The organism is Spiroplasma endosymbiont of Anurida maritima, assembly GCF_042465095.1.
Taxonomy (GTDB): Bacteria; Bacillota_I; Bacilli_A; order Mycoplasmatales; family Mycoplasmataceae.
On record NZ_CP102059.1, the window covers coordinates 281,688 to 307,630 of the forward strand.

General features: G+C 26.9%; 20 protein-coding genes and 2 pseudogenes. 4 read left to right on the forward strand and 18 right to left on the reverse strand.

Going from position 1 to position 25,943, the window contains the following annotated elements; all coding sequences use genetic code 4:
- Positions 1–2 precede the first annotated feature (2 nt).
- The 4 genes and pseudogenes from NPX79_RS01540 to NPX79_RS01555 form a co-directional block, all read right to left on the reverse strand.
- Positions 3–929, reverse strand: coding sequence for an energy-coupling factor transporter ATPase (locus tag NPX79_RS01540; RefSeq protein WP_381415473.1), 927 nt, complete (start codon positions 927–929; stop codon positions 3–5).
- Between the two features lie 66 nt (positions 930–995).
- A pseudogene (locus NPX79_RS01545) lies at positions 996–1,832 on the reverse strand (energy-coupling factor transporter ATPase); the annotation flags it as partial.
- A gap of 60 nt (positions 1,833–1,892) precedes the next feature.
- The gene (locus tag NPX79_RS01550; protein ID WP_381415369.1) at positions 1,893–4,865 is read right to left on the reverse strand and encodes a DNA translocase FtsK; all 2,973 of its coding nucleotides are present in this window, start codon (positions 4,863–4,865) and stop codon (positions 1,893–1,895) included.
- 43 nt (positions 4,866–4,908) lie between these two features.
- Positions 4,909–6,576 carry a ribonuclease J gene (locus tag NPX79_RS01555; RefSeq protein WP_381415370.1) on the reverse strand — a complete coding sequence of 556 codons (1,668 nt, stop codon included), beginning with the start codon at positions 6,574–6,576 and terminating at the stop codon, positions 4,909–4,911.
- Between the two features lie 226 nt (positions 6,577–6,802).
- Here NPX79_RS01555 and NPX79_RS01560 point away from each other — a divergent pair, with 226 nt between their 5' ends.
- The 4 genes from NPX79_RS01560 to NPX79_RS01575 all read left to right on the forward strand — a co-directional run bounded on the left by NPX79_RS01560 (position 6,803) and on the right by NPX79_RS01575 (position 11,563).
- Positions 6,803–7,696: a hypothetical protein gene (locus NPX79_RS01560; protein WP_381415371.1), complete on the forward strand. Its 894-nt coding sequence runs from the start codon at positions 6,803–6,805 to the stop codon at positions 7,694–7,696.
- A gap of 88 nt (positions 7,697–7,784) precedes the next feature.
- The gene (gene topA, locus NPX79_RS01565; RefSeq protein WP_381415372.1) at positions 7,785–9,782 is read left to right on the forward strand and encodes a type I DNA topoisomerase; all 1,998 of its coding nucleotides are present in this window, start codon (positions 7,785–7,787) and stop codon (positions 9,780–9,782) included.
- 104 nt (positions 9,783–9,886) lie between these two features.
- Positions 9,887–10,204 (forward strand): S1 RNA-binding domain-containing protein, encoded by a 318-nt coding sequence (locus NPX79_RS01570; protein ID WP_381415373.1) that lies wholly within the window; start codon positions 9,887–9,889, stop codon positions 10,202–10,204.
- A gap of 72 nt (positions 10,205–10,276) precedes the next feature.
- Positions 10,277–11,563, forward strand: coding sequence for a glucose-6-phosphate isomerase (locus NPX79_RS01575; RefSeq protein ID WP_381415374.1), 1,287 nt, complete (start codon positions 10,277–10,279; stop codon positions 11,561–11,563).
- A gap of 2 nt (positions 11,564–11,565) precedes the next feature.
- On the opposite strand, the gene coaD is transcribed toward NPX79_RS01575, so the two are convergent.
- The 14 genes and pseudogenes from coaD to NPX79_RS01645 all read right to left on the reverse strand — a co-directional run.
- Complete coding sequence (gene coaD, locus NPX79_RS01580) at positions 11,566–11,985, reverse strand: pantetheine-phosphate adenylyltransferase (RefSeq protein WP_381415375.1); 420 nt, start codon at positions 11,983–11,985, stop codon at positions 11,566–11,568.
- Positions 11,986–12,994: 1,009 nt separating this feature from the next.
- A complete protein-coding gene (locus tag NPX79_RS01585) occupies positions 12,995–13,306 on the reverse strand; it encodes a hypothetical protein (RefSeq protein WP_381415376.1) in 312 nt (103 codons plus the stop codon).
- A 369-nt stretch (positions 13,307–13,675) separates the two neighbouring features.
- Positions 13,676–14,551 carry a 16S rRNA (cytidine(1402)-2'-O)-methyltransferase gene (gene rsmI / locus NPX79_RS01590; RefSeq protein ID WP_381415377.1) on the reverse strand — a complete coding sequence of 292 codons (876 nt, stop codon included), beginning with the start codon at positions 14,549–14,551 and terminating at the stop codon, positions 13,676–13,678.
- A complete protein-coding gene (gene pth / locus NPX79_RS01595; RefSeq protein WP_381415378.1) occupies positions 14,538–15,110 on the reverse strand; it encodes an aminoacyl-tRNA hydrolase in 573 nt (190 codons plus the stop codon). Before pth ends, rsmI begins: the two co-directional genes overlap by 14 nt.
- Complete coding sequence (gene purB, locus NPX79_RS01600; RefSeq protein ID WP_381415379.1) at positions 15,101–16,402, reverse strand: adenylosuccinate lyase; 1,302 nt, start codon at positions 16,400–16,402, stop codon at positions 15,101–15,103. Before purB ends, pth begins: the two co-directional genes overlap by 10 nt.
- A gap of 9 nt (positions 16,403–16,411) precedes the next feature.
- The gene (locus NPX79_RS01605; protein WP_381415380.1) at positions 16,412–17,701 is read right to left on the reverse strand and encodes an adenylosuccinate synthase; all 1,290 of its coding nucleotides are present in this window, start codon (positions 17,699–17,701) and stop codon (positions 16,412–16,414) included.
- Positions 17,702–17,727: 26 nt separating this feature from the next.
- Positions 17,728–19,314 (reverse strand): CTP synthase, encoded by a 1,587-nt coding sequence (locus NPX79_RS01610; protein ID WP_381415381.1) that lies wholly within the window; start codon positions 19,312–19,314, stop codon positions 17,728–17,730.
- Positions 19,315–19,393: 79 nt separating this feature from the next.
- Positions 19,394–20,005, reverse strand: coding sequence for a DNA-directed RNA polymerase subunit delta (gene rpoE, locus NPX79_RS01615; protein ID WP_381415382.1), 612 nt, complete (start codon positions 20,003–20,005; stop codon positions 19,394–19,396).
- A 17-nt stretch (positions 20,006–20,022) separates the two neighbouring features.
- Positions 20,023–21,249, reverse strand: coding sequence for an HD domain-containing protein (locus NPX79_RS01620; RefSeq protein WP_381415383.1), 1,227 nt, complete (start codon positions 21,247–21,249; stop codon positions 20,023–20,025).
- 2 nt (positions 21,250–21,251) lie between these two features.
- Positions 21,252–22,691 carry a glutamate--tRNA ligase gene (gltX, locus tag NPX79_RS01625; protein WP_381415384.1) on the reverse strand — a complete coding sequence of 480 codons (1,440 nt, stop codon included), beginning with the start codon at positions 22,689–22,691 and terminating at the stop codon, positions 21,252–21,254.
- Positions 22,678–23,142: a 2-C-methyl-D-erythritol 2,4-cyclodiphosphate synthase gene (gene ispF, locus NPX79_RS01630; protein WP_381415385.1), complete on the reverse strand. Its 465-nt coding sequence runs from the start codon at positions 23,140–23,142 to the stop codon at positions 22,678–22,680. The genes gltX and ispF overlap by 14 nt, the downstream gene beginning before the upstream one ends.
- A gap of 2 nt (positions 23,143–23,144) precedes the next feature.
- Positions 23,145–24,245: a redox-regulated ATPase YchF gene (ychF, locus tag NPX79_RS01635; protein WP_381415386.1), complete on the reverse strand. Its 1,101-nt coding sequence runs from the start codon at positions 24,243–24,245 to the stop codon at positions 23,145–23,147.
- Between the two features lie 9 nt (positions 24,246–24,254).
- On the reverse strand, positions 24,255–25,031 hold the full coding sequence (locus tag NPX79_RS01640; RefSeq protein ID WP_381415474.1) for a ParB/RepB/Spo0J family partition protein: 777 nt from the start codon (positions 25,029–25,031) through the stop codon (positions 24,255–24,257).
- 81 nt (positions 25,032–25,112) lie between these two features.
- A pseudogene (locus NPX79_RS01645) lies at positions 25,113–25,919 on the reverse strand (ParA family protein); the annotation flags it as partial.
- Positions 25,920–25,943: the final 24 nt, after the last annotated feature.

Sequence of the window (25,943 nt, forward strand, 5' to 3'; positions counted from 1 at the left end):
TGTTATTCTCCTTTCTTAGCTGCAATAATTTGTGAAGCTAAATCTTTTATTGTTCTAATTTTATCAGTTTGTAAATTTAAACCTTTTTCTTGTAATTGGTAAACCACTTTATAAATTTTTGGTGGTTCAATTTCTAACTCTTCTAATAAAGATTTATCGCTAAAAATTTCACTTGGTGTTCCTTGTTTAATAAGTTTTCCTTTTTTTAGAGCAATAACTTCATCAGCTATTTCTAAAACGTGATCCATATTATGTGTTACTAAAACGATTCTTCTTTTTTCTTCTTTGTTAATTTTGTTAAATAAATGAATGAAATCCACTTCTCCTTCTGGATCTAATCCAGCAGTTGGTTCATCTAAAATTAAGGTATTTCCTTCCATAGCTAATATACCGGCAACAGCAACACGACGTTTTTGTCCTCCAGATAAATTAAATGGTGATCGATTTAAATACTCTTCTCCAAGCCCCACTAAAGAAATATATTTTTTTGCATTTATTTTAGCTTCTTCTTTATTTTCTCCTAAATGAACAGGCCCAAAAATAATATCTTTTTCCACCGTCTCTTCAAATAATTGATATTCAGGAAATTGAAAAACAAGCCCAACAGATTTTCTTAATTGTTTAATGTTTTTAATTCTTTTTTGTTTACCTTTAATTTCAAATCCATTAACTTCAACAGTTCCTTTTGACGGAATGATTAATCCATTAATATGTTGAACTAAAGTTGATTTACCAGAACCAGTTGAACCAATAACAGCTGTTATGATATTAGGTTTAATTTCTAATGTAATATCATCAATCGCTTTAAACTCATAAGGAGTTTTTGGTGAGTAAGTATAGTGAATGTTTGTTAGCTTAATTGGTGTTTGAATATTTTTATAATCAAAGCTATTTTTATTTTTCTTTATATTTTTCTTTATTTTTGACATATTTCNTTCCACCAACTTTTCCAAACTTAATGTTTCTTCAAGTTTTAATCCTTGTTTAGATATTTCATCATGTAAGTTTACAACAAAAGGAACATCTAAATGAATACTTTTAATAAATTCTTTATTCTTTAAGATTTCTTCTGGTGTTCCCGCTTTAACAAGTTCTCCTTTATTCATAACAAGAACTTTATCAGCATTGATAATTTCGTCCATATCATGTGTAATTGAGATAATTGTTTTTTTACGTGTTTCTTTTAGTTCCAACATAATTTTTTTAACTTCTTTTTTACCTTTTGGATCAAGCATACTTGTTGCTTCATCAAAAATAATAATTTCTGGCGATAAAGCCAAAACAGATGCAATAGCAACACGTTGTTTTTGTCCTCCAGAAAGCATTAATGGTTCATGGTCAAGAAAATCTTGCATTCCCACTTTTTTAGCTGCCGAATCAATAATTGGTTGCATATCCTCTTGTTTTAAACAACGATTTTCCAAACCAAAAGCTATGTCATCTTTAACAGTTGAACCAATAAATTGATTATCTGGATTTTGAAATACAATCCCCAAATATTGTCTAATGCTTGTGATGTTTTTATTTGTCATTTCATTACCAAATATTTTAATGTGACCTTCTTTTGGTTTTAAAACCCCAATGATAATTTTTGACAAAGTTGATTTACCCGAACCATTATGTCCTACAATTGTCACATACTCACCATGATTAATTTTATAAGAAACATTACTTAAAGCTTTGGGTAAATTTTCGCGATAACGAAAAGAGACATCACTAATTTCTAGTGAAATATCATCAACTTTTTTTATCAGCACTTCTATTGATTTTATTTTTTTTATTCTTACTCATAATTTTACCCTTCATTTTATATTATTATATATTAAAAACATTATTTATAAAAATTATAATATACAAAAAAACTAAACATTTTTTTGATATTATAATTTATTTTAAAAGTATTCGATATCATCGTCGTAATCATTAAAACTGTTTTGCATACTAACATCCACATTTTTAATAAACACTTCTCTTGGCTTAGAACCGTTTTGAGGTCCAATAATTTTTTCCTCTTCTAAATAATCTATTATTCTACTTGCTCTATTATAACCAATAGAAAACTTTCTTTGTAATAAAGATGTTGATGCTTTTTGTGATGAAATAATAAATTCTTGAATTTCATCTATTAAAGGATCATCAAACCCACCACCATCTCTTGGATTACCATTATGATCATTTTCTTCGTTTAAATTTAGAAAATCATGTTCATATGAATGTGGCTGTTCTTTTTTACAAAAGTTAACAATACTTTCAATTTCTTCATCTGAAATATAAGCTCCTTGAGCTCTTGTTGGTATTCCTTGACCAGCTGGTGAATAAAGCATATCTCCATAACCAATTAATTTTTCTGCTCCACCTTGATCCAAGATTGTTCTTGAATCAATGTTTGAAGTAACAGAAAAAGCAATTCTTGAAGGAATATTTGTTTTAATTACTCCTGTAATAACATCTGTTGATGGTCTTTGTGTAGCAATAATCATATGTATTCCAGCAGCTCTTGCTAACTGAGTAATACGCATAATTGAATCTTCAATTTCTTTTCCTGCTGTCATCATTAAATCAGCTAACTCATCAATAACAACAACAATGTATGGTAATTTAAATTCTTTACTTACTTTCTTATTATAATCCTTAACATTACGAACACTATTTTGACTTAGTAATGCATAACGTCTTTCCATTTCCAAGATAATTCTTTTCAATGCTGTGTTTGCTAATTTAGTATCTGTTATAACTGGACCAATTAAATGTGGTAATTCATTATAAACAGCTAACTCCACATGTTTTGGATCAATTAATAATAATTTTACTTCATGTGGTTTTGATCTAAATAAAAGTGAACACAAAATAGTGTTAATTGAAACTGATTTACCAGAACCAGTTGACCCCGCAATTAATAAATGGGGCATTTTTTCAAGTTCAACAAAAATAATTTCTCCATTTACAGATCTACCAATTCCAACTAACAATTTTTGATCTTGTTTTTCAATAGGAATACGCTCCAGTAACTCTTTCAATGAAACTTTGTTACTTTCAGCATTTGGCACTTCAATCCCAACAGCTGACTTACCTTGAACAGGCGCCTCAATTCTAACGTTTTGAGTTGCTAAAGCATATTTTAAGTTATCGTTTAAACTTGTAATCTTACTTATTTTTGTTCCGGGAGCCATTGAAACTTCAAACTTAGTTACCGTTGGACCAATATTAACGTTATCAACTTTTGCATTTACATTAAACTCATCAAATACTTGATTAATTTTTAATGCTTTTTCACGAGCTGCATGTTCATTTGCTTGTTTACTTTCTAGATTTACTTCATTATTTTTTAGTAAACCTAAATTTGGTAAGCGATAATTGTCATTAACTATTTGTTTTTGTTGAGCTTTTTCAATTGTATTTTTGTGTATATTAATTGTTTGAGATTTTTCATTATCTGAAAAACCATTATTACGATAGTTGTTATTGTAAGAATTATTTCTAAATGAAGATTGTGTATTTTGCCCTGATGGCAATTCTTTTGACTTATCAAAAGAAGATTTTTTATAAATATTATCTTCTGACTTAGAATTAAAATCTTGTGTATTTTTCTTTTGAATTAAATCACTTGATCCTGTTTCAAAACGAGCAAATCCCCTATTTTGAGCTAAAGTAACATTTTCTTCAAAATTTACATTGTTAACCTTTTCTTCAACAGATTTAACACTTTCATTTTGTTTGTAACTTGGCAATTTCCCAAATGGAGTTATATTTACTTCTGTTGCAAATTCACTTCTTTTTGAATTTGTTTTTTTACCACTCAATTGATTTCGAGGCAAGATGTATCCGCTTTTATCATATACCGTTTGGTTATCTAAGATATCTTTTGTATCTTGAACTCCTCTATTTTGAGGTAAGATGTAGCCGTTTTTGTTTAAAGATACNNATTTTCTTTTTTTTTCAAAATGTACTTTGTTTTGATTAAACAATTCTTTACGCGGTTCATTATCTTGTAAAAGATCATCAATTAAAGATTGTTCTCTATCCATAGCGCTCTCACTATTTAATTGCATTGTAACTTCTGATTCTTCTACATCATGAATAACTTGACGAGAATTTAAGAAAAATTCTTCTTCAACAAGAGCATTTTTTTTATTTTTATTTTTAAATGCTTTTTTTTTCAAATCNNCTACTTTAACAATTTGTAATTTTTTATTTTTATTACGCTTTTTATTAAGGAAAAAGCCGAAAATTGAACCAGTTAAGGCTGAACTTAAAAGCAAAATAAACGCTATTATATTAAAAATTAAAGATCCAAAAATTGATGTGTAAGAGAAAATTGAAGCAATTAAAGCTCCAATTAATCCCCCACCAGCAAGCGGGTTAAATCATTCACCATTAAAACTTGTGAAACTTGTAATACCATTGAATACTGATGATTGTTTTCAATTTTCAAAATAATTAATAAAAACTATATTAAAGATATTTGAATCAAAGGCGATTAAATCATTATTAAAATATTGAACCATCATCATAATGTTTGTTGCTAACCAACATAAAATTAAAACTAAAAAGATAAATAAAAATAAAACTCGTTTTTTTATTTTTATATGTAATGAAAAGAACAACGCAATAGCTAAAACTATTAAAATAGCATAAGCTAAATATTTAAATCATCCGAAAAGCAATGTCATTAAAACATCATCTAAAAATTGTCCAATAACAGTTAATCTAAACAAAGAAAAAATGATAAAAAATGATATTAAGATTCCCCCTATGAAACCTCCAACTGAATCGCTTTTTTTATCGCTTTTATTTATTTTTATAATAGCTGTTTTTTCACCTTCAAAATTTGATGGTGCGTTATCGTTTGTTTGTTGCCCTGTCATTTAACCCCCGTAGAACTAATAAATGAATTATTTCTAATTAATATTATAGTTCATTTATTGTAACTAGTATAATCGGTGTTTTTCCCGTTTCGTTTTTTATAATATCGGCCATAGCTTTTCTAATTTCGCCTTTAATTCCGTTTAAATCATATACTTGTTCTGACTCATGTTTTTTACGATTTTTTTCTAAGATATCAGTAACAATGCTTTGCATTTTTTTGAAAATACTGCTGCTTTCTTGAATAAAAATTACACCCCTTAATTGTGTGTCAATTAAACTCAAAATCTTTTTAGATTTAGCATCAACAGAAGCGCCAATTATAGCAACTCCATCCGTTGCTAATTGGTTTCTTTCTTTTAAAACAACACTTCCAATATCACCAACTCCAATACCATCAACATAAGTATCAGATACTTTAATATTTTTATTTGTTTTAGTTAACTTTCCGTTTTCAAAATTAACAACTTGACCATTATCAATTATAATAACGTTTTCTTCTTTAACACCAGCTTCTACTGCAGCATCCCGAGCTTTAACAAATTCTTTATATAATCCTCTTAATGGAATAAAATATTTTGGTTTACATATTGATGTCATTAATTTAATATCTTCATAACTTGCTGACATTGTTCAAACTTTTTTATCTGAAAGTGGAACCACTTTAGCAATTGTTCTTGCTAATTCATCCAACACATTGGCATGGTTAAGTTCACTACCAGGATCTGGTGGCGTTGCTAATACAATAGTATCAGTTTCATTAATTTCTAAGTTTTCATCATTGCTTGTCGCAATTTTAATTAATCTACTATATAGTCTTTCACCACTACCGCTAACTAAAATAATTGAATTATCCATTTTAGCAGCTTCTTTTAAGCTAACAATTTTTATTCCTTTTAAATTAATTTGTTTCTTTTCAATCATCATTTTTAATAATTCATATAATGTTTGACCATATATTCCAACAAATCTTTTTTCACCATCTAAAAGTTGTAATAATTCTTTAATTTTTTGTATGTCTTGTTCATAACAAGCTAATATAATTCTTCCTTTTGATTCTTGAACTGCTCTTTCAATATATGGTGTTATTTTATGATTAGGAGCAGTGTAACCCTTACGAGAAGCAGTTGCTGAATCTGATAATAATAATAGTATTTCATTATTTTTAGTAATGCTGTTTAAATGTTGCATATCAAACTCAAAACCTCTATCCGCTTTGGCATCAAAAATATAATCTCCTGTATAAATTATTACTCCAGCTTTTGTTTTTACAGCAAATCCAAAACTATTTGGAATATTTGAAGTTGTTGAAAATACCTCAACTGAAACATCACCAAAATCTAAAACGTCTTTTGATTTAATTTGTTTTAATAGATTTGATTTATTTTTAATTTTAAATAAGTTCAAACTAATTTCGATAGCTTTTATTGAAAGATCTGATGCATAAACATTTATTGGTAAATCTTTTAATAAATAAGAAACACCACCAGATGAAAAATCTGCTGCCTTTGAAATAAATATACCTTTTATACGGTTTTTGTTTTCTTTTAAATAGTCATAACTTGCTACAACTACATCAATTCCCAAAATACCTTTTCCTGGTTTTTTAACTCCAGCATCAAATAAAAATATATTATTGTCTACTTCTAAACAATATAGATTTTTACCTCTTTCATCTAACCCTCCAAGGGCGAAAAATTTAATATTACTCATTATATAAAACTCCTTTTTATTTAAAATATGTTTTTCCATGTTTTAAATACAATCATTACAATTTATTTTAATTCATTATTATTATAGTAATATAAATTGAAATGAAATGCTAAATTAAAATTTTTAATTAAATTATGTGTATTTAAAATATATACGAACTACTTATGTTATTTATATAATACCTTAAAAATGATATAATTTATATATATTTGGAGACATTATATTTATGATAGATAGTAATGAAAATAATAGAGATCTTAACAATATTAATTGTGAAGAATGTATAAATAATGAATATGAGTGTAAATGCGAGTTTATTGAAGGAACATTTTTTTGTTGTGATATAACTGACATAAATTATGATGGTAGTTGTTGTCACCAAGTTAATAATTACTTTGTAGAAGAAAAAAACGATAATGTTTTAGAAAAAAAAGATTACAACGTTAAAAAACTTGATGTAATTGATTTAGAAAACCAAAGACTTGTCTTGATGAAAGAAATTGAAATTTTAAACAAAATTAAATTAAGTACATTAACAGCTATAAGAAACATTAAAAAAGAAATTAATAATTTTTACCAAGAAAATAATGAAATTAATAACAACTTTAAAACATTAGACTCAAAAGCAAAAGATATTGCAGATAACTTAGAAAAAATTAGAAAAGAAGTAACAAGAGATTTTTCTAATAATAACTTAGTTAGCGATAATGAAATAAATAGTATTAAAGTTGAAAAACAAACAACATACAATGATCAAGACGAAATAAATAGTATAAAAAAAGAATCTATTAACACTGATTATGCGGACTCTAATTATAAAAATTTAGAAGAAAACAAAGAAGATTATCAAGATGACTATGTACCTCTTAAAAGAAGCAATATAATAAAAGCTGTACCAGTTGAAGAAGACATTATGGATACTGTCCCTGCTAAATCTACTTACAATAACTATAAAATATATTCAAAAAAAGGTACTTTTTATGCCTCTGAAATATATAATGATTTATTTGATATGTATGGTGCGCAAAAATTAGGACAGTTTGAAATAATGGATAAGTATGGTTTAAATAAAAAACAATACAAAAAAGTTTATAATAATTTTTATGGAAATAAGAAATAGCATAATTAACCATTATTGTTAATTGTGTTTTTTATTTTTGAGTGTATAATCTATTTTAGTTCAAAAACAAACGAATTAAGGGGGTTTTGTGACTAAATTAGTAATTTTAGAGTCGCCTACCAAGACAAAAGCTGTTGAAAAATATTTGGGTCCTGGTTATACAGTTGTTTCTTCTGAGGGTCATGTAAGAAATTTATCAACTAAAGGTGAACATGGGTTAGGAGTAGATTTAAATAATTTTACTCCATTGTATAAAGTTATTCATGGTAAAGGGAAAAAAGTTAAAGAATTACAAAAGATAGCTAAAAAAGCTGAAGTTGTTTATTTGGCGACTGACCCGGACCGTGAGGGAGAAGCTATTGCTTACCACTTAAACGAAGTTTTAAATTGTGATGACAGATCTGTTCGTGTAAGATTTAATGAGATTACCAAAGAGGCAATTTTAGATGCTTTTAAAAAACCAACAGAGATAGATATGGATTTGGTTGAATCACAAACAGCCAGAAGAATATTAGATAGATTTATCGGTTTTAGATTAAGTAAATTAATACAACAAAAAATAAAGTCTAAATCAGCTGGAAGAGTGCAATCTGTTGCATTAAAGATAATTGTGGAACGTGAAAAAGAATATTCAAATTTTGTTCCTAAAGAATATTGAGTTGTTGAAGGGAAATATAAGAGAACTTCAGTAAAACTTACAAAATATTTAGGAAATAAAATTGAGTTAGAAAACGAACAACAAGTATTAGATATTAAAAATAATACAAAAAATTCATATATTGTTGAAGATATTAAAGAAGTGGAGAAAAAGCGTAATTCGCCCTATCCTCACACAACATCAACTTTATTACAAGAATCAAGTAGTAAATTGGGATTTGCTTCTAATAAAACTTCAATGATTGCTCAGCAGTTATACGAAGGTATTAAAATTGATAAAGAATTGACTGGATTTATTACTTATCCAAGAACAGACTCAACAAGATTAAGTGATAACTTTTTAGAAGATGCTTTTACATTTATTAGAGTGGCATATGGTCCAGACTATATTGGAGAAGTAAAACCGCCTAAAGGTAAAAAGAAAAATGTTCAAGATGCTCATGAGGCAATTCGTCCAACAAATTTAAGCATTACACCAGAAAAGGCTAAAGAATATTTATCAAGAGATCAATTAAGGGTTTACAAAATAATTTATAATAAAACATTAGCAAGTTTAATGCCCCCAGCAAAACTGTTAGGAAAATCAATTATTTTAAATAATAATGGATATGAATTTCGTATGACTGGAAGCACAGTATTATTTGATGGATTTTTAAAATGCCAAGATTTAGATGATGAAGATAAAGTAGTACGATTACCAAAAATTAAAGTTGGTGATGAAATTGTAGTTGATGAAATGCTAGGATTAAAAAGATTTACTAAACCTCGCAACAGATACTCTGAAGCTCGTATTATAAAGGAATTAGAAGACATTGGTGTTGGAAGACCATCAACTTATGCCCCTATTTTGCGTACATTGAAGGAAAGAGGCTATATTGTTGTCGAAAATAAAGCAATTAAGGCAACAGAAAAAGGAATTTTAACTTCTGACAAGCTACAAGAATATTTTAATGATATAATAAATGAGTCTTATACTTCAATTGTAGAAGAGGAATTAGATGAGATTGCCGATGGTAATGTTCGTTCATTCCCTTTATTAAAAGATTTTTGAGATTTATTTGAACCCAGAATTCAAAACGCAATGGTTAATATGGAAGAAATTCCTATCGAAAAGGCAAATATTATTTGTCCTGAATGTGGTTTTGACTTAGTTTACAGATATGGTAAATATGGTAAATTTATAGCTTGTAGTACATTCCCAAAATGTCGCTATATACATCAAACCGGCCCTAAATTTGGCCCCTGCACCGAATGCGGAGTTGGTGAAATATTGCTTAAATTTAACAAAAGAGGACAAAAGTTTAAAGCTTGTTCTCGCTATCCTGATTGTAACTTTACAGACACATACAGACCAGAGAAACCAGATGAGGCTTCTGATGAAACAGAAGTTAAAATTAAACAAATTATTATTCACAGTAATAATAAATAGTTAAAAATTTTTTATAAACATTATCAATTAAAAATAAGATAAAATAACAACAGAAAATAAATAAAGAGTTAATATTAACAAATATTAAAAGGAGATATAAAATAATGTATGAAAAAGGACAAGTAGTAAACGTATCAATTACAAGTATCGCACCGTACGGAGCATTCTGTACATTTAAAGGTGGAACTGGATTAATCCACATTAGTGAGTTTTCAGATTATTTCGTAAAAAACATTGAAGAGTATGTTGCTGTAGGTGATGAAATTGATGTTGAAATATTATCATTTGATGAAAATAGAAAACAAGCAAAATTAAGTTTTAAAAATATCAGAAAAGAGCTTTTAAAATCTAATAGTGAAATCCAAGAAACTGGCGATGGGTTCAAAAATTTAAAAGACAAAGTTGAAGAATTTACTAAATAAAACAAATAAAAAACACAAAAGTGTTTTTTTTTTATATAAAATAGACTTATAAGGAAAATATAGGAGACAAAAATGATCAAAACAATTTTAAAAAATACCTTAAAAAAAATAGATCTAAATAAATATGAATCTAAAGTAAAAAATATTCATAATATGATTCACAATAAAACTGGAGCTGGTAATGAATTTTTAGGATGAACTGATTGACCAACAAATTACGATAAATCAGAATATGCAAAAATGAAAACAATTAGTACAGAAATCAAAGGAATGGTTAAAGATATTGTTGTTATTGGTATTGGAGGGAGTTATCTAGGTTCAAGAGCCGCTATTGAAATGGTTAATGGTTTGCACGCTGAAGAAACTCATAATATTTACTATGCTGGTCACACTTTATCATCAACTTATACATATCAGTTGTTGAAAAAGTTAGAAAATAAAAAGTTTGCAATTGTAGTTATTTCAAAATCTGGAACAACAACAGAACCAGCAATTGCTTTTAGACTATTTAAGGATTTATTATCAAAAAACTTAGGTAAAGATAAAGTAAATTTAAATAAATATATTGTGGCTATTACAGATAAAAGTAAAGGTGCTTTAAAGAAACAAGCAGTTGAAAACAATTATCAAACATTCACAATAAATGACGATATTGGTGGAAGATACTCAGTTTTAACACCAGTAGGAATTTTTATTATGATGTTAGCTAACATTAATACAGACCTAGTACTTGAAGGTGCTCAATTAGCAATGAAAGATACAAATAATGATGATGTAATGAAAAATGAAGCGTATAAGTATGCTGTAGCTAGAGATTCATTATTAAAAGATTATAACTTTAAAAGTGAAATGTTTGTTGCTTATGAAATTCAAATGCAATTAATAGCAGAATGATGAAAACAACTTTTTGGAGAATCAGAAGGAAAAAATGGTCAAGGTTTACTACCAACTTCAGCAATATTTTCAACAGATTTACATTCATTAGGTCAATTCATTCAAGATGGAACTAAAAATGTTATGTTTGAAACAATTGTTAAAATTAAAAAAACCCCTCACGATCTAAGCATCGCTAAAGATGAGTTAGACTTAGAAGGATTAAATTATTTAACTAAATTTTCATTACATGAAATAAATAACGTTGCTCTTGAAGGGGTTTTAGAAGCTCATACAAAAGACGGTTTAGTTCCAAATATTGTACTAGAAATGGACACAATGGATAGCAAAATGTTTGGTTATTTATCTTACTGATTTATGAAATCATGTGCTATGAGTTCATACTTATTAGAAATCAACCCTTTTAACCAACCAGGTGTTGAGGTTTATAAACAAAGAATGTTTAAGCTTCTTGGAAAAAAATAATACTATTTTTTATATAACTCAATTTCTCTCATCATAGAAGAGGAAATTGAGTTATTTTCATAATCGGATAGTAAAAATACTGTCTCTAACCCTTTTCCTAAAATATTGTTAGCATAAGCTAATTCTTTTTCAAAATTGAAATCACTTTGATTTCTCAATCCCCTTATAATGTATTTGATTTTAAGTTCACAAGCCACATCAGCTGTCAACTTATCAACATTTTTAATTACAACTACATTACTATTATCTTTAAAATGATTTTTGATAAAATCAATGTTTTTATCAGTATCATTTTTTTCTTTAGCTTTATTTTGAGTTACAACAACATAAACTTTTGTAAACAATTTTAAAGCTTTTTTTAANNTTATATCGATGTGTCCTTGATGTATAGGGTTAAAACTTCCCGGAAAAATACAATTCATTTATTTTAAATCTCTTTCTTTATTATTAGATTAAAAAATAAAAGGCGTCCCTTTTATTTTAAGATGTTTTATTAGCTACATTTGTATGTTGTAATATGTGCATTAATAACTTTTGTAAGTTATCAATTACTTCAACCATTGGCATTACTTTCATTTTAAAGTCTCTTGAATGAGTGATTAATTTTTNTCTATCTTCTTCTTTCATTGAAAGAATTCCTTTATTATATTTTTTAACTTCTTCTATTACTTTTGCTTTATCAAATCCGTTACCATTTAATTTTCCATCTTTAATATCTTTTTCAATTCTATCAATATTTTCTAATTGTAGTTTTTCTTGATCCTGAACTCATTTTTCTGAAAAATTTTCTAAAGCTACATTTCTAGAAACATAAACACCTAATTCATTCATACCATGTCATATTTCTGAATGATCTTTTGAATTTGATATTTTTTCAATAGTTTGATCTATTGTTTTATCAATATTCTTAATTGTTTTTTCATAAACCTTAAGAATTTCTTCTTTTTCAGGTTTCATCATATCTGTAAATAACTCTCTTAAGTCTACAGGTTTTTTCACAGATGCTTTTTGAGAAAAACCATCTAAAAATCTCGTTACTGGTATAAAGAAATTAAATACTGAACTAATTCTCATTAATGTTACTATTTTTTTCTGAGGTAATTTTGCAATATCGTTTTCTTCCCCTAAGTATTCTTGTCTTTTATTATCAAATAACTTTTTAATTTCGATTCTTAAAAAATTATATGTATTTTCAAAATCTTTTTTTTCTTTATAATCGGCTATAAATTTATCAATATCTTTGTCTTCTTGATATTCGTTTTTATTTTCATAACTTTTTTCAAATAAATTAAAGTTAAAATCTAAATAAGATTTCATTGCTTGTTCAACTTTTTTTCAAAATTCTTGTTTTTTGTTTTCCATAATTTCTCCATCTATTTATATGCTTTTACTATTCTAACATATATAACCAATATTTTTAAATTGTGATAATTAAGAATGTGATTTAACACCTTCAATATAAGTAATTCTTTTTCAAACAAAGTAATTAACAGTTGAATATAAAAATATTAAAGCTGGTAAATAAAAGACCCAGTTAATAACAATATTATAATCAAAGAAAAAATAAGGTTGATAATAAGTGTCTGATACACTTGTGTAATTATACAAACTTGCATTTATTAAAGTTGTTCTTAATATTGCTTGTCTTACCATTACATAACCAACATAAAGAAAAACTAAGTATATTGGATACAAATAGTCTTTCTTTGTGGGTTTAGCTGTTTTTTTTACAACAAATATCATAAAAATCATAAAAATTGGAGTTATTAAATGCGGAAATAGTGTGTACATTCAAAAAATAACGGTATTAAACTCTGGAGATAATTGTGTGTTGGCTATTAAGGACATAAAAATAGATATTAAAAAGAAAGAAATAGCTCAAATGTTGGTTACAAATATTAGTTGATTAACAATTAATTTAAAGGTTTTTTTCTTAATAAAAAAAGAAAAGCAAAGAACCAAAAAAAAGTTATGTGTGTAACTCAGGTAGTTCATCATGAATAAGAATATGTAAAAAAAGATCAAAAGCTTATTTTATTTTGTAACATAAGGAATAAAAAAGAAAATAAAAAAGATAAAATGTTCGCAATACCAAACAATAAAAATATTAAGTTATTTTTTTGTCTTAATAATTTGATCATAAATTTCTTTCTTGCTAACATTAAATACATCACTTAATTTTTCTGCAACATCTTTAGTGGAAAGTGATTTTTCTTTAATTAAAAAATGCGCGTAATCTATAATGTCTGAAGATATATCTTTTGAATGTGTGTGCTTAAGGTTGTTGTCAATAATAATAACATATTCCCCTTTTGAAACATTTGGATAATAATCACCATTAAAATAATTTATAACTTCACTAACTAACCCTCTAAAAAATTGTTCATTAATTTTTGTTATTTCTTTAGCTACACAAACATCAACATCCCCAATTTCTTCTTTAATTTTTATAAGAGTTTTAATAATTCTGTTGGGAGATTCATAAATAATAATTGTATTTTTTTTAGTTTTAAGCATGTCATATTCAGAGTTTTTATTGTTTTTATCAATAAAGCCATGAAAATAAAATTTATCACTAGGTAACCCAGAAGCTATAAGTGCACTAACAAATGCTGTTGGACCACTAATTGGAACTAAATTAAAATTACACACTTTTAATAAATTTTTAATTAAAACATAACCGGGATCACTTATTAGTGGTGTACCTTTATCACTCACAATTCCCACGTTTTTGTAAATAGTTAAATCATTTTTAAATTCTTCAACCTTTTGTAGTTCATTATGTTTAAATAATGATTTAAGCTTTTTATTTATGTTTAAAAAATTTAATAACTTTTTTGTCTCTCTTGTGTCTTCACAATAAATAACATCACATTCATTTAAAGTGTTTATAATCCTTGTTGATATTTCTTCTAAATTACCGATGGGTGTTGGGATTAAAAAAACATTTGGTAAGTGATTATTTTTAGAAAAACTATACTGATGCATTTCCACTGTGTTTATTTGTAAGTTCTAAATAATTATTCCCATCAATAAAATCATTTACAACTAATTGTACCTTTGGCAATATATCACTAATTAAAAGTGATAAATCTTTTTTGGCAAAGTTTTTTAGCACTCATTCTTTAATTGGATATTTATTGTTATAACCAATACCTACCTTGATTCTCATTCAATTTTTTTCTCCTAAAACTTGTATAATGTGTTTTACACCATTATGACCAGCTGCGCTACCATTGTTTTTGATTTTAAACTTACCTACTGGTAAATCTTTATCATCATAAATAACTAAAACATCTTCTGTTTTTATATTATAAAAATTTTTAACAGCTTGAATTGAATTTGCGCTTAAATTCATAAAAGTGTGTGGTTTTAAATAAATTATTTTTTCTCCGCTTATGTTTGTTTCAAAAACTTCCCCAATAAAATTTTTTTGTAAGAAAANGTTATTTTCACCAACCATTTCATCTAAAAAAATAAACCCAATATTGTGATGGGTTTTTTTATACTCTTTAGGGTAGTTTCCTAGACCAACAATTAACTTCATGCTCTCGCCCTTTTAAATATTAACTCCACATTTTCTAAAAATGTTTCTGGTTTAAAGCATAAATCTAAATCCTTTAAATTCACATATTTTTCAATACCATTTTTAATTAATGCAATTTTAAAATCACTGTGTTTATTGCTTTGTAACTCTAAAGTCGTTTTTTGAATGAAATCATATATTTCTTCACGAGAATTTTTAGAATTTTTTATTAACAAATTCATAACAGCTTGACTAAAAATCAACCCATTATTTTTATTAATCCTTAAATTTATTTGTTCTGTATTTACATAAAGATTTTCAATTGTATCATTCATACGATCTAAAATATAAACACAAGTATGAAATGCATCAGGAATGATTAATCTTTCATTACTACTGTGAGAAATATCTCTTTCATGTCATAAATTATTATTTTCAAAACCAACATTAACAAAAGTTCTCAAATATCTTGCTAACCCATTAATATTTTCTGAACTAATAGGATTTTTTTTATGTGGCATTGAAGATGAACCTTTTTGTTTTTTGCTAAAACCTTCACTAATTTCATTTACTTCACTTCTTTGTAAATGCCTAATTTCTGTAGCAATTTTTTCTAATAGGTTTCCGATTGTCGCTAAAGCAAAATATAATTTTACATGGCGATCTCTTGAGTTAACTTGTGAAGTAACTGGATCAATATTTAATTCCATTTTTTTAGCAACATGCTCTTCAATACGTAATGGCATGTGTGCAAAATTACCCATTGAACCAGATATTTTAGCGACTTCAATTTCTTTTTTTGCATTTAAAAAAGTGTTTTTAGCTCTTTTTAATTCCATTTCTCAATTTAAAAATTTTAACCCTAAAGATGTGATTTCTCCATTCATCCCGTGAGTTCTTCCGATTATAGGTTGATTTTTTCATTTATCAGCTTGAATTGAAATACTTTTAATCAAAATATTTAAACTATCTAAAACAACATCATTTGATTGTTTAATTAAGTAATTTTGTGCTGTATCAACAATATCAGTTGATGTTAAACCAAAATGAATAAAACGCTTTTCTGGTCCTAAAAAAGTTGATAACATTCTTGTAAATGCTACAACATCGTGTTTTGTTTCCGCTTCAATTGTTTTCATTAATTTAACATCAACTTTAATATTTTTTTTAATTAAAGTTAACTCTTTATCAGATATTAGACCTTCTTTATTTCAAGCTTCACAAACAAAAACTTCCACGTCTTTTCATATTTTTATTTTATTTTCTTCGTTTCAAATTTTTTGAATTTTATTATTTTCATATCGAGAAATCATGGCAACTCCTTAAAATATTTCTTCCATTTTAATTGTTTGTAATCTATCACGACCAACAGAGAACATAACTATTTTAACTTTAAGAATATCTTCAATTTTTTTCAAGTAATTTTGTGCATTTTTTGGTAATTGATCAAAAGATGTTACTTTTGAAATATCTTCAGTTCAACCCGGCATTTCAATATATTCAACTTCACATTTTTCATATTCTTTTATTGTTGAAGGAATATAAGATATCTTTTTACCATTTAATTTATATGAAGTACAAATTTTTATTGTCTTAACACCTGTTAAAACATCTAAAAGCATAATAGATAATTTATTGATTCCAGATACTAAAAGCGTATGTTGAATTAAGACACTATCAAATCACCCAATTCTTCTTGGTCTTTTAGAAACAGTCCCAAATTCATTCCCTCTAATTCTAATATCTTGCGAAACACTATCGTCAAACTCTGTTGGAAAAGGTCCTTCTCCAACTCTTGTGCTATAAGCTTTTACAACCCCTAATATATTATTAACAAAAGCAGGGCTTATTCCTGTATTTGTAGGAATTGAGCTAGCTGTTGGGTTAGATGATGTTACAAAAGGATAAGTTCCGTGATCTAAATCCAACATAACTCCTTGAGCCCCTTCAAACAATACTTTTTTATTTGTTTTAATATAATCATTTAACTTAAGTGATGTATTTGTAACAAATTGTTTTATTTTATCAAATGCTTTTAATGTTTCTTGATAAATTTTATCAAAACTAACTTGTTCGATATTATAAATTTTATCAAACAACATATTTTTAAAGTTTACATTTCTTTCTAGTTTTTCTCTAAACAACTCTTTATCAAGTAAATCACCAATTCTAATACCAATACGTTGTGCTTTATCTTCATAACAAGGACCAATTCCTTTTTTAGTTGTTCCAATTTTTTCATTACCCCTAAACATTTCTTGGGCTTCATCTAATTTGCTGTGGTATTCAAAAATAACATGTGCACGATCAGAAATTAATAAGTTTTTACAATCAAAACCTTGTTTTTGTAAGTTTTCAATTTCACTCACTAATTTTTGTAAATTAACAACACAACCATTTGCTATAATATTTGTTGTTTTAGAATTAAAAATTCCAGAAGGAACAATGTTTAATTTATACTTTTTATCATTAAAAATAATTGTATGACCAGCGTTATCACCACCCGATCACCTAACAACAACATCTGCTTTTTGCGCAAAAAAATCTGTTAGTTTTCCTTTTCCTTCATCTCCTCATTGAGTTCCTACAATAGCTAATGTATTATTTTTCATTTTTCTCCTTTTTGATAATATATGAATTATTTTATAGCTTTTACAAATCCTAAAAATAATGGGTTTGGTTTATTTAACCTACTTGTAAATTCTGGATGATATTGTGTTGCTATAAAGAATTTATGTTTTGGTAATTCAATAATTTCTACCAAATCTTTCTCTGCATATATTCCACTAAAACTTATGCCGTTTTTTTCAAACATACTGCGGTACTTATTACTAAATTCATAGCGATGACGATGTCTTTCAATTGCAAAGTTAGCATTATATAGTTTTTGAGCTAAAGAGTTTTCTGATAAAGTTGTTTTATAATTTCCTAACCTTAACGTTCCACCTAAATCTACAAGGTTTTTTTGTTCGGCCATAATATCAATAATATTATCTTTATTATCACCAAATTCTAATGAACCAGCATTTTTTAATCCACAAACATTACGTGCAAATTCAACAGCCGCTGCTTGCATTCCAAAACAAATCCCGAAAAATGGTATATTATTTTCTCTAGCAAATTTAATGGCTAAAATTTTACCTTCAAATCCTCTTTCACCAAATCCCCCAGGAATTAAAATACCTTTAGAGTTTTTTAAAATATCATTATAATTATCTTTATTGATATTTTCAGCTTTAATTCAATTAATTTTAATATTTTTACCAATTTCATATCCAGCAATTTTTAAAGACTCAATAATTGAAAGATATGCATCTGGTAATTCCACATATTTTCCAATAATATCTACAACAATTTCTTCTTTGCTGTTTTTTCTTTTATTATTAAATTCAATAATATGTTCAATGTTTGTTTTTTTAATTTTTAAATCTAAAATATTAGCCACAATTTTATGAGCGTTTTGCTTATATAAAATTTCTGGAATGTAATAAATTGATTTCTCTGTTTTCGCAACTAAAATATTTTCATTATTTACATTACAAAACATAGCAATTTTTTCTTTAATATCTTTGCTTAAATCCTCTTCACATCTAGCAACTATTATATCTGGTTGAATTCCTAAAGAAAGTAATTCTTTAACTGAGTGTTGAGTTGGTTTAGTTTTTACTTCAGCTGTAGCTCCTAAAATAGGAACTAGTGATACGTGCATAAATAAAGTATTGTTTTTACCTTGTTCTCTTCGCACTTGACGTGCTGCTTCTAAAAACGGTAATGATTCAATATCACCAATTGTTCCACCAATTTCAGTTATTACAATATCAGCATTTGCTGATTTACCAGCATCATAAACTTTTTGTTTTATTTCATTTGTGATATGTGGAATAACTTGAACAGTTTTTCCACCATAAAGACCTGCACGTTCATTTCTAATAACTTTTTGATAGATTTTACCTGATGTAATATTCGAAAACTTGTTTAAATTTTCATTAATAAAACGCTCATAATGACCTAAATCTAAGTCAGTTTCAGCACCATCTTCTGTTACAAAAACTTCTCCATGTTGATATGGACTTAATGTCCCTGGGTCAATATTTAAATATGGATCAAATTTTTGCATAAAAACTTTATACCCACTAGCTTTTAATAATGCTCCAATAGATGCTGATGTTATCCCTTTACCAAGACCTGAAACAACTCCGCCTGAAACAAATATATATTTTGTCATGTCTACCTCACTAAAATTTTAATATCTCTAAAAATTAAAAGAATGAAAAAACTTCATTCTTGATTTTTATAAAATTATTTTAATTATTTTCGTCAAATTGATCTTCAACGTCTTTTCAGTTAATTTCAGAAGTAATTCCTAAACTTTCAGCATAACTTTCATCTTCATCATCACTTAAGTTAAATTCTTCGTCAATTATATCTTCTTTATCTACTTTGTCGTCTTCAATAATATCATCCGATAAATCATCTTCAAAAATTTCATCGTCAACGTCACTATCTGAAACTAAAACAGTTTTAGTTTCTTCTTCCTCGTCAACGTCATTTACAACATCACTATCAAGAATTTCTTCATCGTCGTCTTCATCGTCGTCGTCTTCATCGTCGTCCATACTAATTTCATCAAATTCTTTTGTTGTTTCAAATTGATCTGAATAATCATATTGTTTTTTTATCTCATCAAATGGTAAAATTTCACGTAAAGTTCATTTACCATCGCTTGTTAATACAAATCGACTATCTAAAACCATTTCAGCATATAAATCTGCAATTATTTCATCTTTATCTTTTTTTGGTAATTTTATTTTTGTTTCTTTAATAATTTCGTTTCAAATATTTTCAAATGATTCTGGCTTTTCTTCTTTTTTTAAATACTCTTCCATTAAATCTAATAAATTTTCTATGCTATCCATAACGACTCCTTTTTTGTTTAATCACTAATAACGAAATACTCGTTAGCAATATTCCCTGCATTTTTTTGATTATCAAAGTTTAAAACTTGTGAATTTGCAGATAGTTCTTCTAATTCCCTACTTTTTTCATTATATATATAAATAGGTTTTTCATTCCTACTATATATTATATAACTTTTTTTCTTACAATGTAATATAAAATAATTATTATCAGTATGATATTCTCTTTGGAAGTTGATTAATAATTTACCAGCTTCCATAGTTGTTAGTTTTTTTCATTTATGAAATTTTCTATGAATTAAGTTATATGATAATTTTTTTAATATCTTATCATTTTCATTCATCATAATTTTTACATAAGTTATAAATGCATAGTTATCCATGTGTAAATAAACATTTATTGGTGTTTCATCTTTTAAAAAGTGGTGTAATGTATTAACAATTTTTACGTTTTCAAAAGGAAATTTCTTTTCAATCAGCTCTTTCAATCTTTTTCATCAAGCCAAATAAAGTGTATCAAAACCATTACTTATTTTGTGGTTATACATTTGCATATACATATGATATCTACTAATTAAATAATGCTCAATCGAATGCCTTGCTTTTGAACTAACACATAATTTTCCATCAACAATTAGCGAGTTTCTAATTATATATGAAGAATCCACATTACTATAATTAACTCCAGAAAAATAACTATCTCTTTTTAAATAATCTAAACGATCAGCGTCCAACTGTGAGCTAACAAATGAATTTAAAACATCATTTTTATGCTCACCTTGAATTAACTGACAAATTTCATCGATTTCTTCATCTTCTAAATATCTATTCAAGACCTTATATACTTCCCCATTTGGGTCTTTAATAATCTTTGATGAATACTCTTCGTGAGAAATAGGTTTATTTCTTATTTCATTAATAATCTCAAAAGTATGAGAATATGGTCCATGACCAATATCATGTAAAAGCCCAGCAATTTTCACAAGTAACATTTGTTTTTTAGTTAACTTGCTTGAAATAGCTTCATTTGTAAAAAACTTATCGACTAAACAATAAACTCCAATTGAATGTGAAAATCTTGTATGTGTAGCAGATGGAAAAACAAATTCTCCTCCACCTAACTGATTGATTCTTCTCATTCTTTGAAATTCTTTTGTATTAACAAGTTCTATAACAACATCTTCTTTTAAATAAATGTCTCCGTGAATTGCATCTCTTATAATTAATGGTTTTTTTGACAACATAACTATTTAAGCTCCTTTTTGATATTGTTTAAAACAAAATCTTTACCTAATAGATAAATAACTTTTGCAAGTTCTGGTCCTTGAAAACTATTTGTTGTAAAAATTCTTGTTGTCATAAATAAATTTTTACCTTTTAAACTATAATCTTTTCCAAGTTTAACAATAACAGCTTTAATATCCACGGGACTTCACTCACAATTTGAAAGTTCTTTATGTAATGAAGATATAAAATCTTTTGAATATTCTAAATCTTTTAAATGATCTTGAGTTTCTTGATTTTTTGTATTTGCTGGATTTAAAATTATTTGTGCCAATTCATTAATTTGACTCCCAAATTCTAACTCTTTTTTAAATAAACTTATTATTTCTAAGATAAATTCATTTGGTTTTTCTGATAAATCTTTATCTAAAAACTGTTTTACAAAGTTTACATAAGTTGTATCATCCATTTTTTTCATATATTGAAAGTTAATTCATACTAACTTTTTAATATCAAAAAAACTAGGTGATTTACTTAATCTACTTTCATCAAAAATACTTATTAAAGTTTTTTTATCAAAGATTTCTTCTTCCCCTTTAGGACTTCATCCTAATAAAGAAATAAAGTTAAACATAGCTTCTGGTAAAAACCCTTTTTCTTTATATTGAGAAATAAATTGATCTAAATTTCCATCTCTTTTTGACAATTTTTTATTGTTCTCATTTACGATAAGAGTTAAATGGGCAAAAATTGGTGGTTGTTGTTTAATAGCTTCAAACACCATTAATTGTTTAGGAGTGTTTGAAATATGTTCCTCACCTCTAATAACATGAGAAATTTTCATTTCAAAATCATCAATTGCTGCTGCAAAGTTATATGTTGGAATTTTATTATTTTTTTGAATTACTCAATCTCCAATATCTGAACTTTCAAAACTAACATTCCCACGAACAATATCGTCAAAGTTATAAGTTTTGCTATTTGGAACAGCAAACCTTACACTAAATGGCACTTTTTGGGTAATTTTTTCATTAACTTGTTCTAAAGTTAAATGTTTACATTTTTGTGAATATTTAGTTGCGATAATTTTTTGTGCTAATTGTAATTCTTTTTCTGTTAAAAGTTCCTCTTCTGTACAAAAACAACGATAAGCGTGTTTTTCAGCTAAAAGTTTATCAACATATTTTTGATATATATCTAATCTTTCAAGTTGGCGATAAGGACCATAATTTTTAGGATTGTATATTGATTCATCAATTTCAAAACCTAATCATTTTAAATTATCAAATTGTGATTCAATTGCTCCTTCTTGGTTTCTAGCTATATCTGTATCTTCAATTCTAACAATAAAAGATCCTTGATAATGTTTAGCAAACAAAAAGTTGAAAAGTGCAGTTCTTGTGTTCCCGATATGTAAATTTCCGGTTGGAGACGGGGCATATCTTACTCTAACGTTTTTCATTATATCCTCCTAATAATACGGTTGTTAATGCTCATATTTTTTTGCTACGTTTTTTTTCAAAAGTTGTTGCTTTGATATTAATGCAATCTAATTTAATATCACAAATTTCTGCAATCTTTTCTTTTATTAATGCTTTATACTCTTTTAAATATGGTTTTTGAACAACTATTGTTGTATCTATATTTATAATACAATAATTTTTTTCTTGCATAATACTTAGTGCTTTTTTTAAAATGACAACAGATGAAATATTTTTGTGTTTTGCACTAAAATATTCTCCTAAATCACCAGCACCACAAGCGCCTATAATAGCTTCACTAATAGTGTGAAGCAATATATCACCATCCGACACAGCTTCAACCTTGAAGGGTGATGGAATATTAATGCCCCCAAGCACTATCATTTTGCCTTTTTTTAAATTATGTATATCAAAAGATGAACCAACTCTCATATCTAAACGTTAAACTTGAAAAAGCATATATCGCCATCTTTTACAATATATGTTTTTCCTTCACTCCTTAATTTCCCTGATTCCTGTACTTTCTTTTCAGAACCACATTCTATTAAGTCATTATAGTTATAAATATCAGCTTTAATAAAGCCTTTTTGAAAATCTGTATGAATTACTCCAGCACACTCAGGAGCTGTCATATTTTTTTTATAAGTTCAACCTCTTAATTCTTGTTTTCCGGCTGTAAAAAATGTTTGAAGCCCAAGAGTTTTGTAACTTGATAAAACTAATTTATCTAAACCAGATTCTTGAATATTGTATTCTTCCATGAAAATTTCACGATCCTCTTCACTCATTACAGATAACTCTTGTTCAATTTGCGCACAAACAGTAATTACTTCTGTTTTTTGTTGTTTTGCATAATCTTTTAAAACTTTTACGTGTTTGTTATCACCTTGTTTTAAATCATCTTCGTGAACATTAGCTGCGAATAGCATTGGTTTTAGTGTTAATAAATTTAAATGTTTAATGTATTCAACATCTTCATCAATAAAAGTAAAATCTCTTATCATGTTACCTTCTTTGATAAACTCTTGAATGCTTTTTAAAACTTCAACTTCTTTAATTTCTAAAACATTTTTTTGTGCATATGCTTTTTTTTCAATTTTATCTAAACGTTTTTTAATTTGTTCTTCATCTGATAATAAAAGCTCTAAGTTAATAATTTCCACATCTCTAATTGGATCAACAGTTCCTTCAACATGAGAAATGTCTTTATCTTCAAAACAACGCACAACCATACAAATAGCTGCTGTATCTCTAATATTTGCTAAGAAAGCGTTTCCAAGACCCTCTCCTTTGCTAGCTCCACTGATTAATCCAGCAATATCATAAAATTCTATTGTTGGATAAATTGTTTTATTTGGTGTAAAAATTTCTTGCATTTTTTTCATACGAAAATCTTTTACTTCAACTGTCCCCACGTTTGGAGTAATTGTTGCAAAAGGGTAATTTGCGGCTTCTACTTGGGAATTTGTTATAGCGTTAAAAAGTGTTGATTTACCGATATTTGGTAATCCCACGATTCCAATTTTTAATGACATGATAATCTCCTATTTTTCTAATAAATTCAAAATTGCTAAAATACGATTTAAATCATGTAATCCTTTATATTCAATAACAATTTTCTTAGAATCTAACTTAACTTTAGCTCCTAATTTTTTTATAATTTGATTTTCTAGATGAGCAGTAACAACATTTGATTTTGTTGTGTTTTCATCAATACTGCTTTCACTAGTTTTAATAGTTGCTGGTTTTGTAATTTCTTTAATCATCTCTTCAACTTGTCGAGAAGTAAGTTTATCTTCAATTATTTTATTAACAACTTTAATTAAGTCAGCTTTTTTAAGATCGGCATTTATTAAAGGTTTAACTTGCCCCATTGTTAACAGTTTTTTACTTAACATTTCCAAAACTTCTTCTGGCAATGTTAAAAGACGTAAAATATTTGTAACATGACTTCGTGATTTTCCGATTTTTTTCGCTAATTTTTCTTGAGTTAAATTTAAGACTTCTCCAAGTTCTTTATAAGCTACAGCTTCTTCAACAATGTTTAAATCTACTCTTTGAATATTTTCAATCAAAGCTAATTCTTTCATTTTATTATCATCAATATCTAAAACTATTACTGGAACTTCTTTTAAATCAGCTAATTTTGCTGCTTTAGTTCTTCTTTCTCCTGCAATAATATAGTATTTATCATTGTCAATTTTTTTAACAACAATTGGTTGTAATAATCCATGCTCTTTTAACGAAACTGCAAGTTCATCTAACTCAACTTGATTAAACGACTTACGTGGTTGGTGTGGGTTTGAAACTAATTTATCCAAACTAACAACATTTTCTGTAACAACTGTTTTTTTGTCTTCTTTAATGTCATTTATTACATCATTTAAATCTGCACCAAATATTTTATCTAATCCTTTTGGATTTAATCTACTTTTATTGTTAGCCATNNTATTTTTTAACACCTCTTTCACTAATTCCTCATAAGCTTTTGCTCCAGCTCCTGATCCATCATAGTCAAAAATACTTAAACCATGTGATGGAGCTTCGGTAATCTTGATGTTTCGAGGAATATATGTTTTATATAATTTTTCTTCAAAATATCTTTTAACTTCCGCTAAAACTTCAAATGCTAATTTAGTTCTAGCATCAAACATTGTTAGTAAAATTCCTTCAATACTTAAGTTTTTGTTATACATTTTTTTCACAAAATTAATTGTGTTTAATAATTGTGTTAATCCTTCTAACGCATAATATTCTGCTTGTATTGGAATAATAACTGAATCAGAACTCGCTAAAGCGTTTCTATTGATTAATCCTAAGAATGGTGGACAATCTATAATAATAAAATCATAATTACTTTTAACTTCATCAAGCTTTTCTTTTAAAATAATGTGTTTGTCATCAGATTGTTCCATAAGGTGAATATCAACACCAGCTAAAGCAAGTGATGCTGGTGCTAAATCAACATTTTTGATTATATCTGGAATAATAATATCTTTTAAACTAGCTTCTCCGATTAAAACATCGTATGTGCTGTTTGTAATATCATCCTTATTAGCACCAATTCCGGTTGTTGAATTACCTTGGGGATCAATATCCATTAACAAGATTTTTTTACCTACTTTGGCTAACCCTGCCGCTAAATTAATTGATGTTGTTGTTTTACCAACACCACCTTTTTGGTTTGTAATAGCAATTATTTTACTCATTATTTCTCCTTAAAGTTTTACATA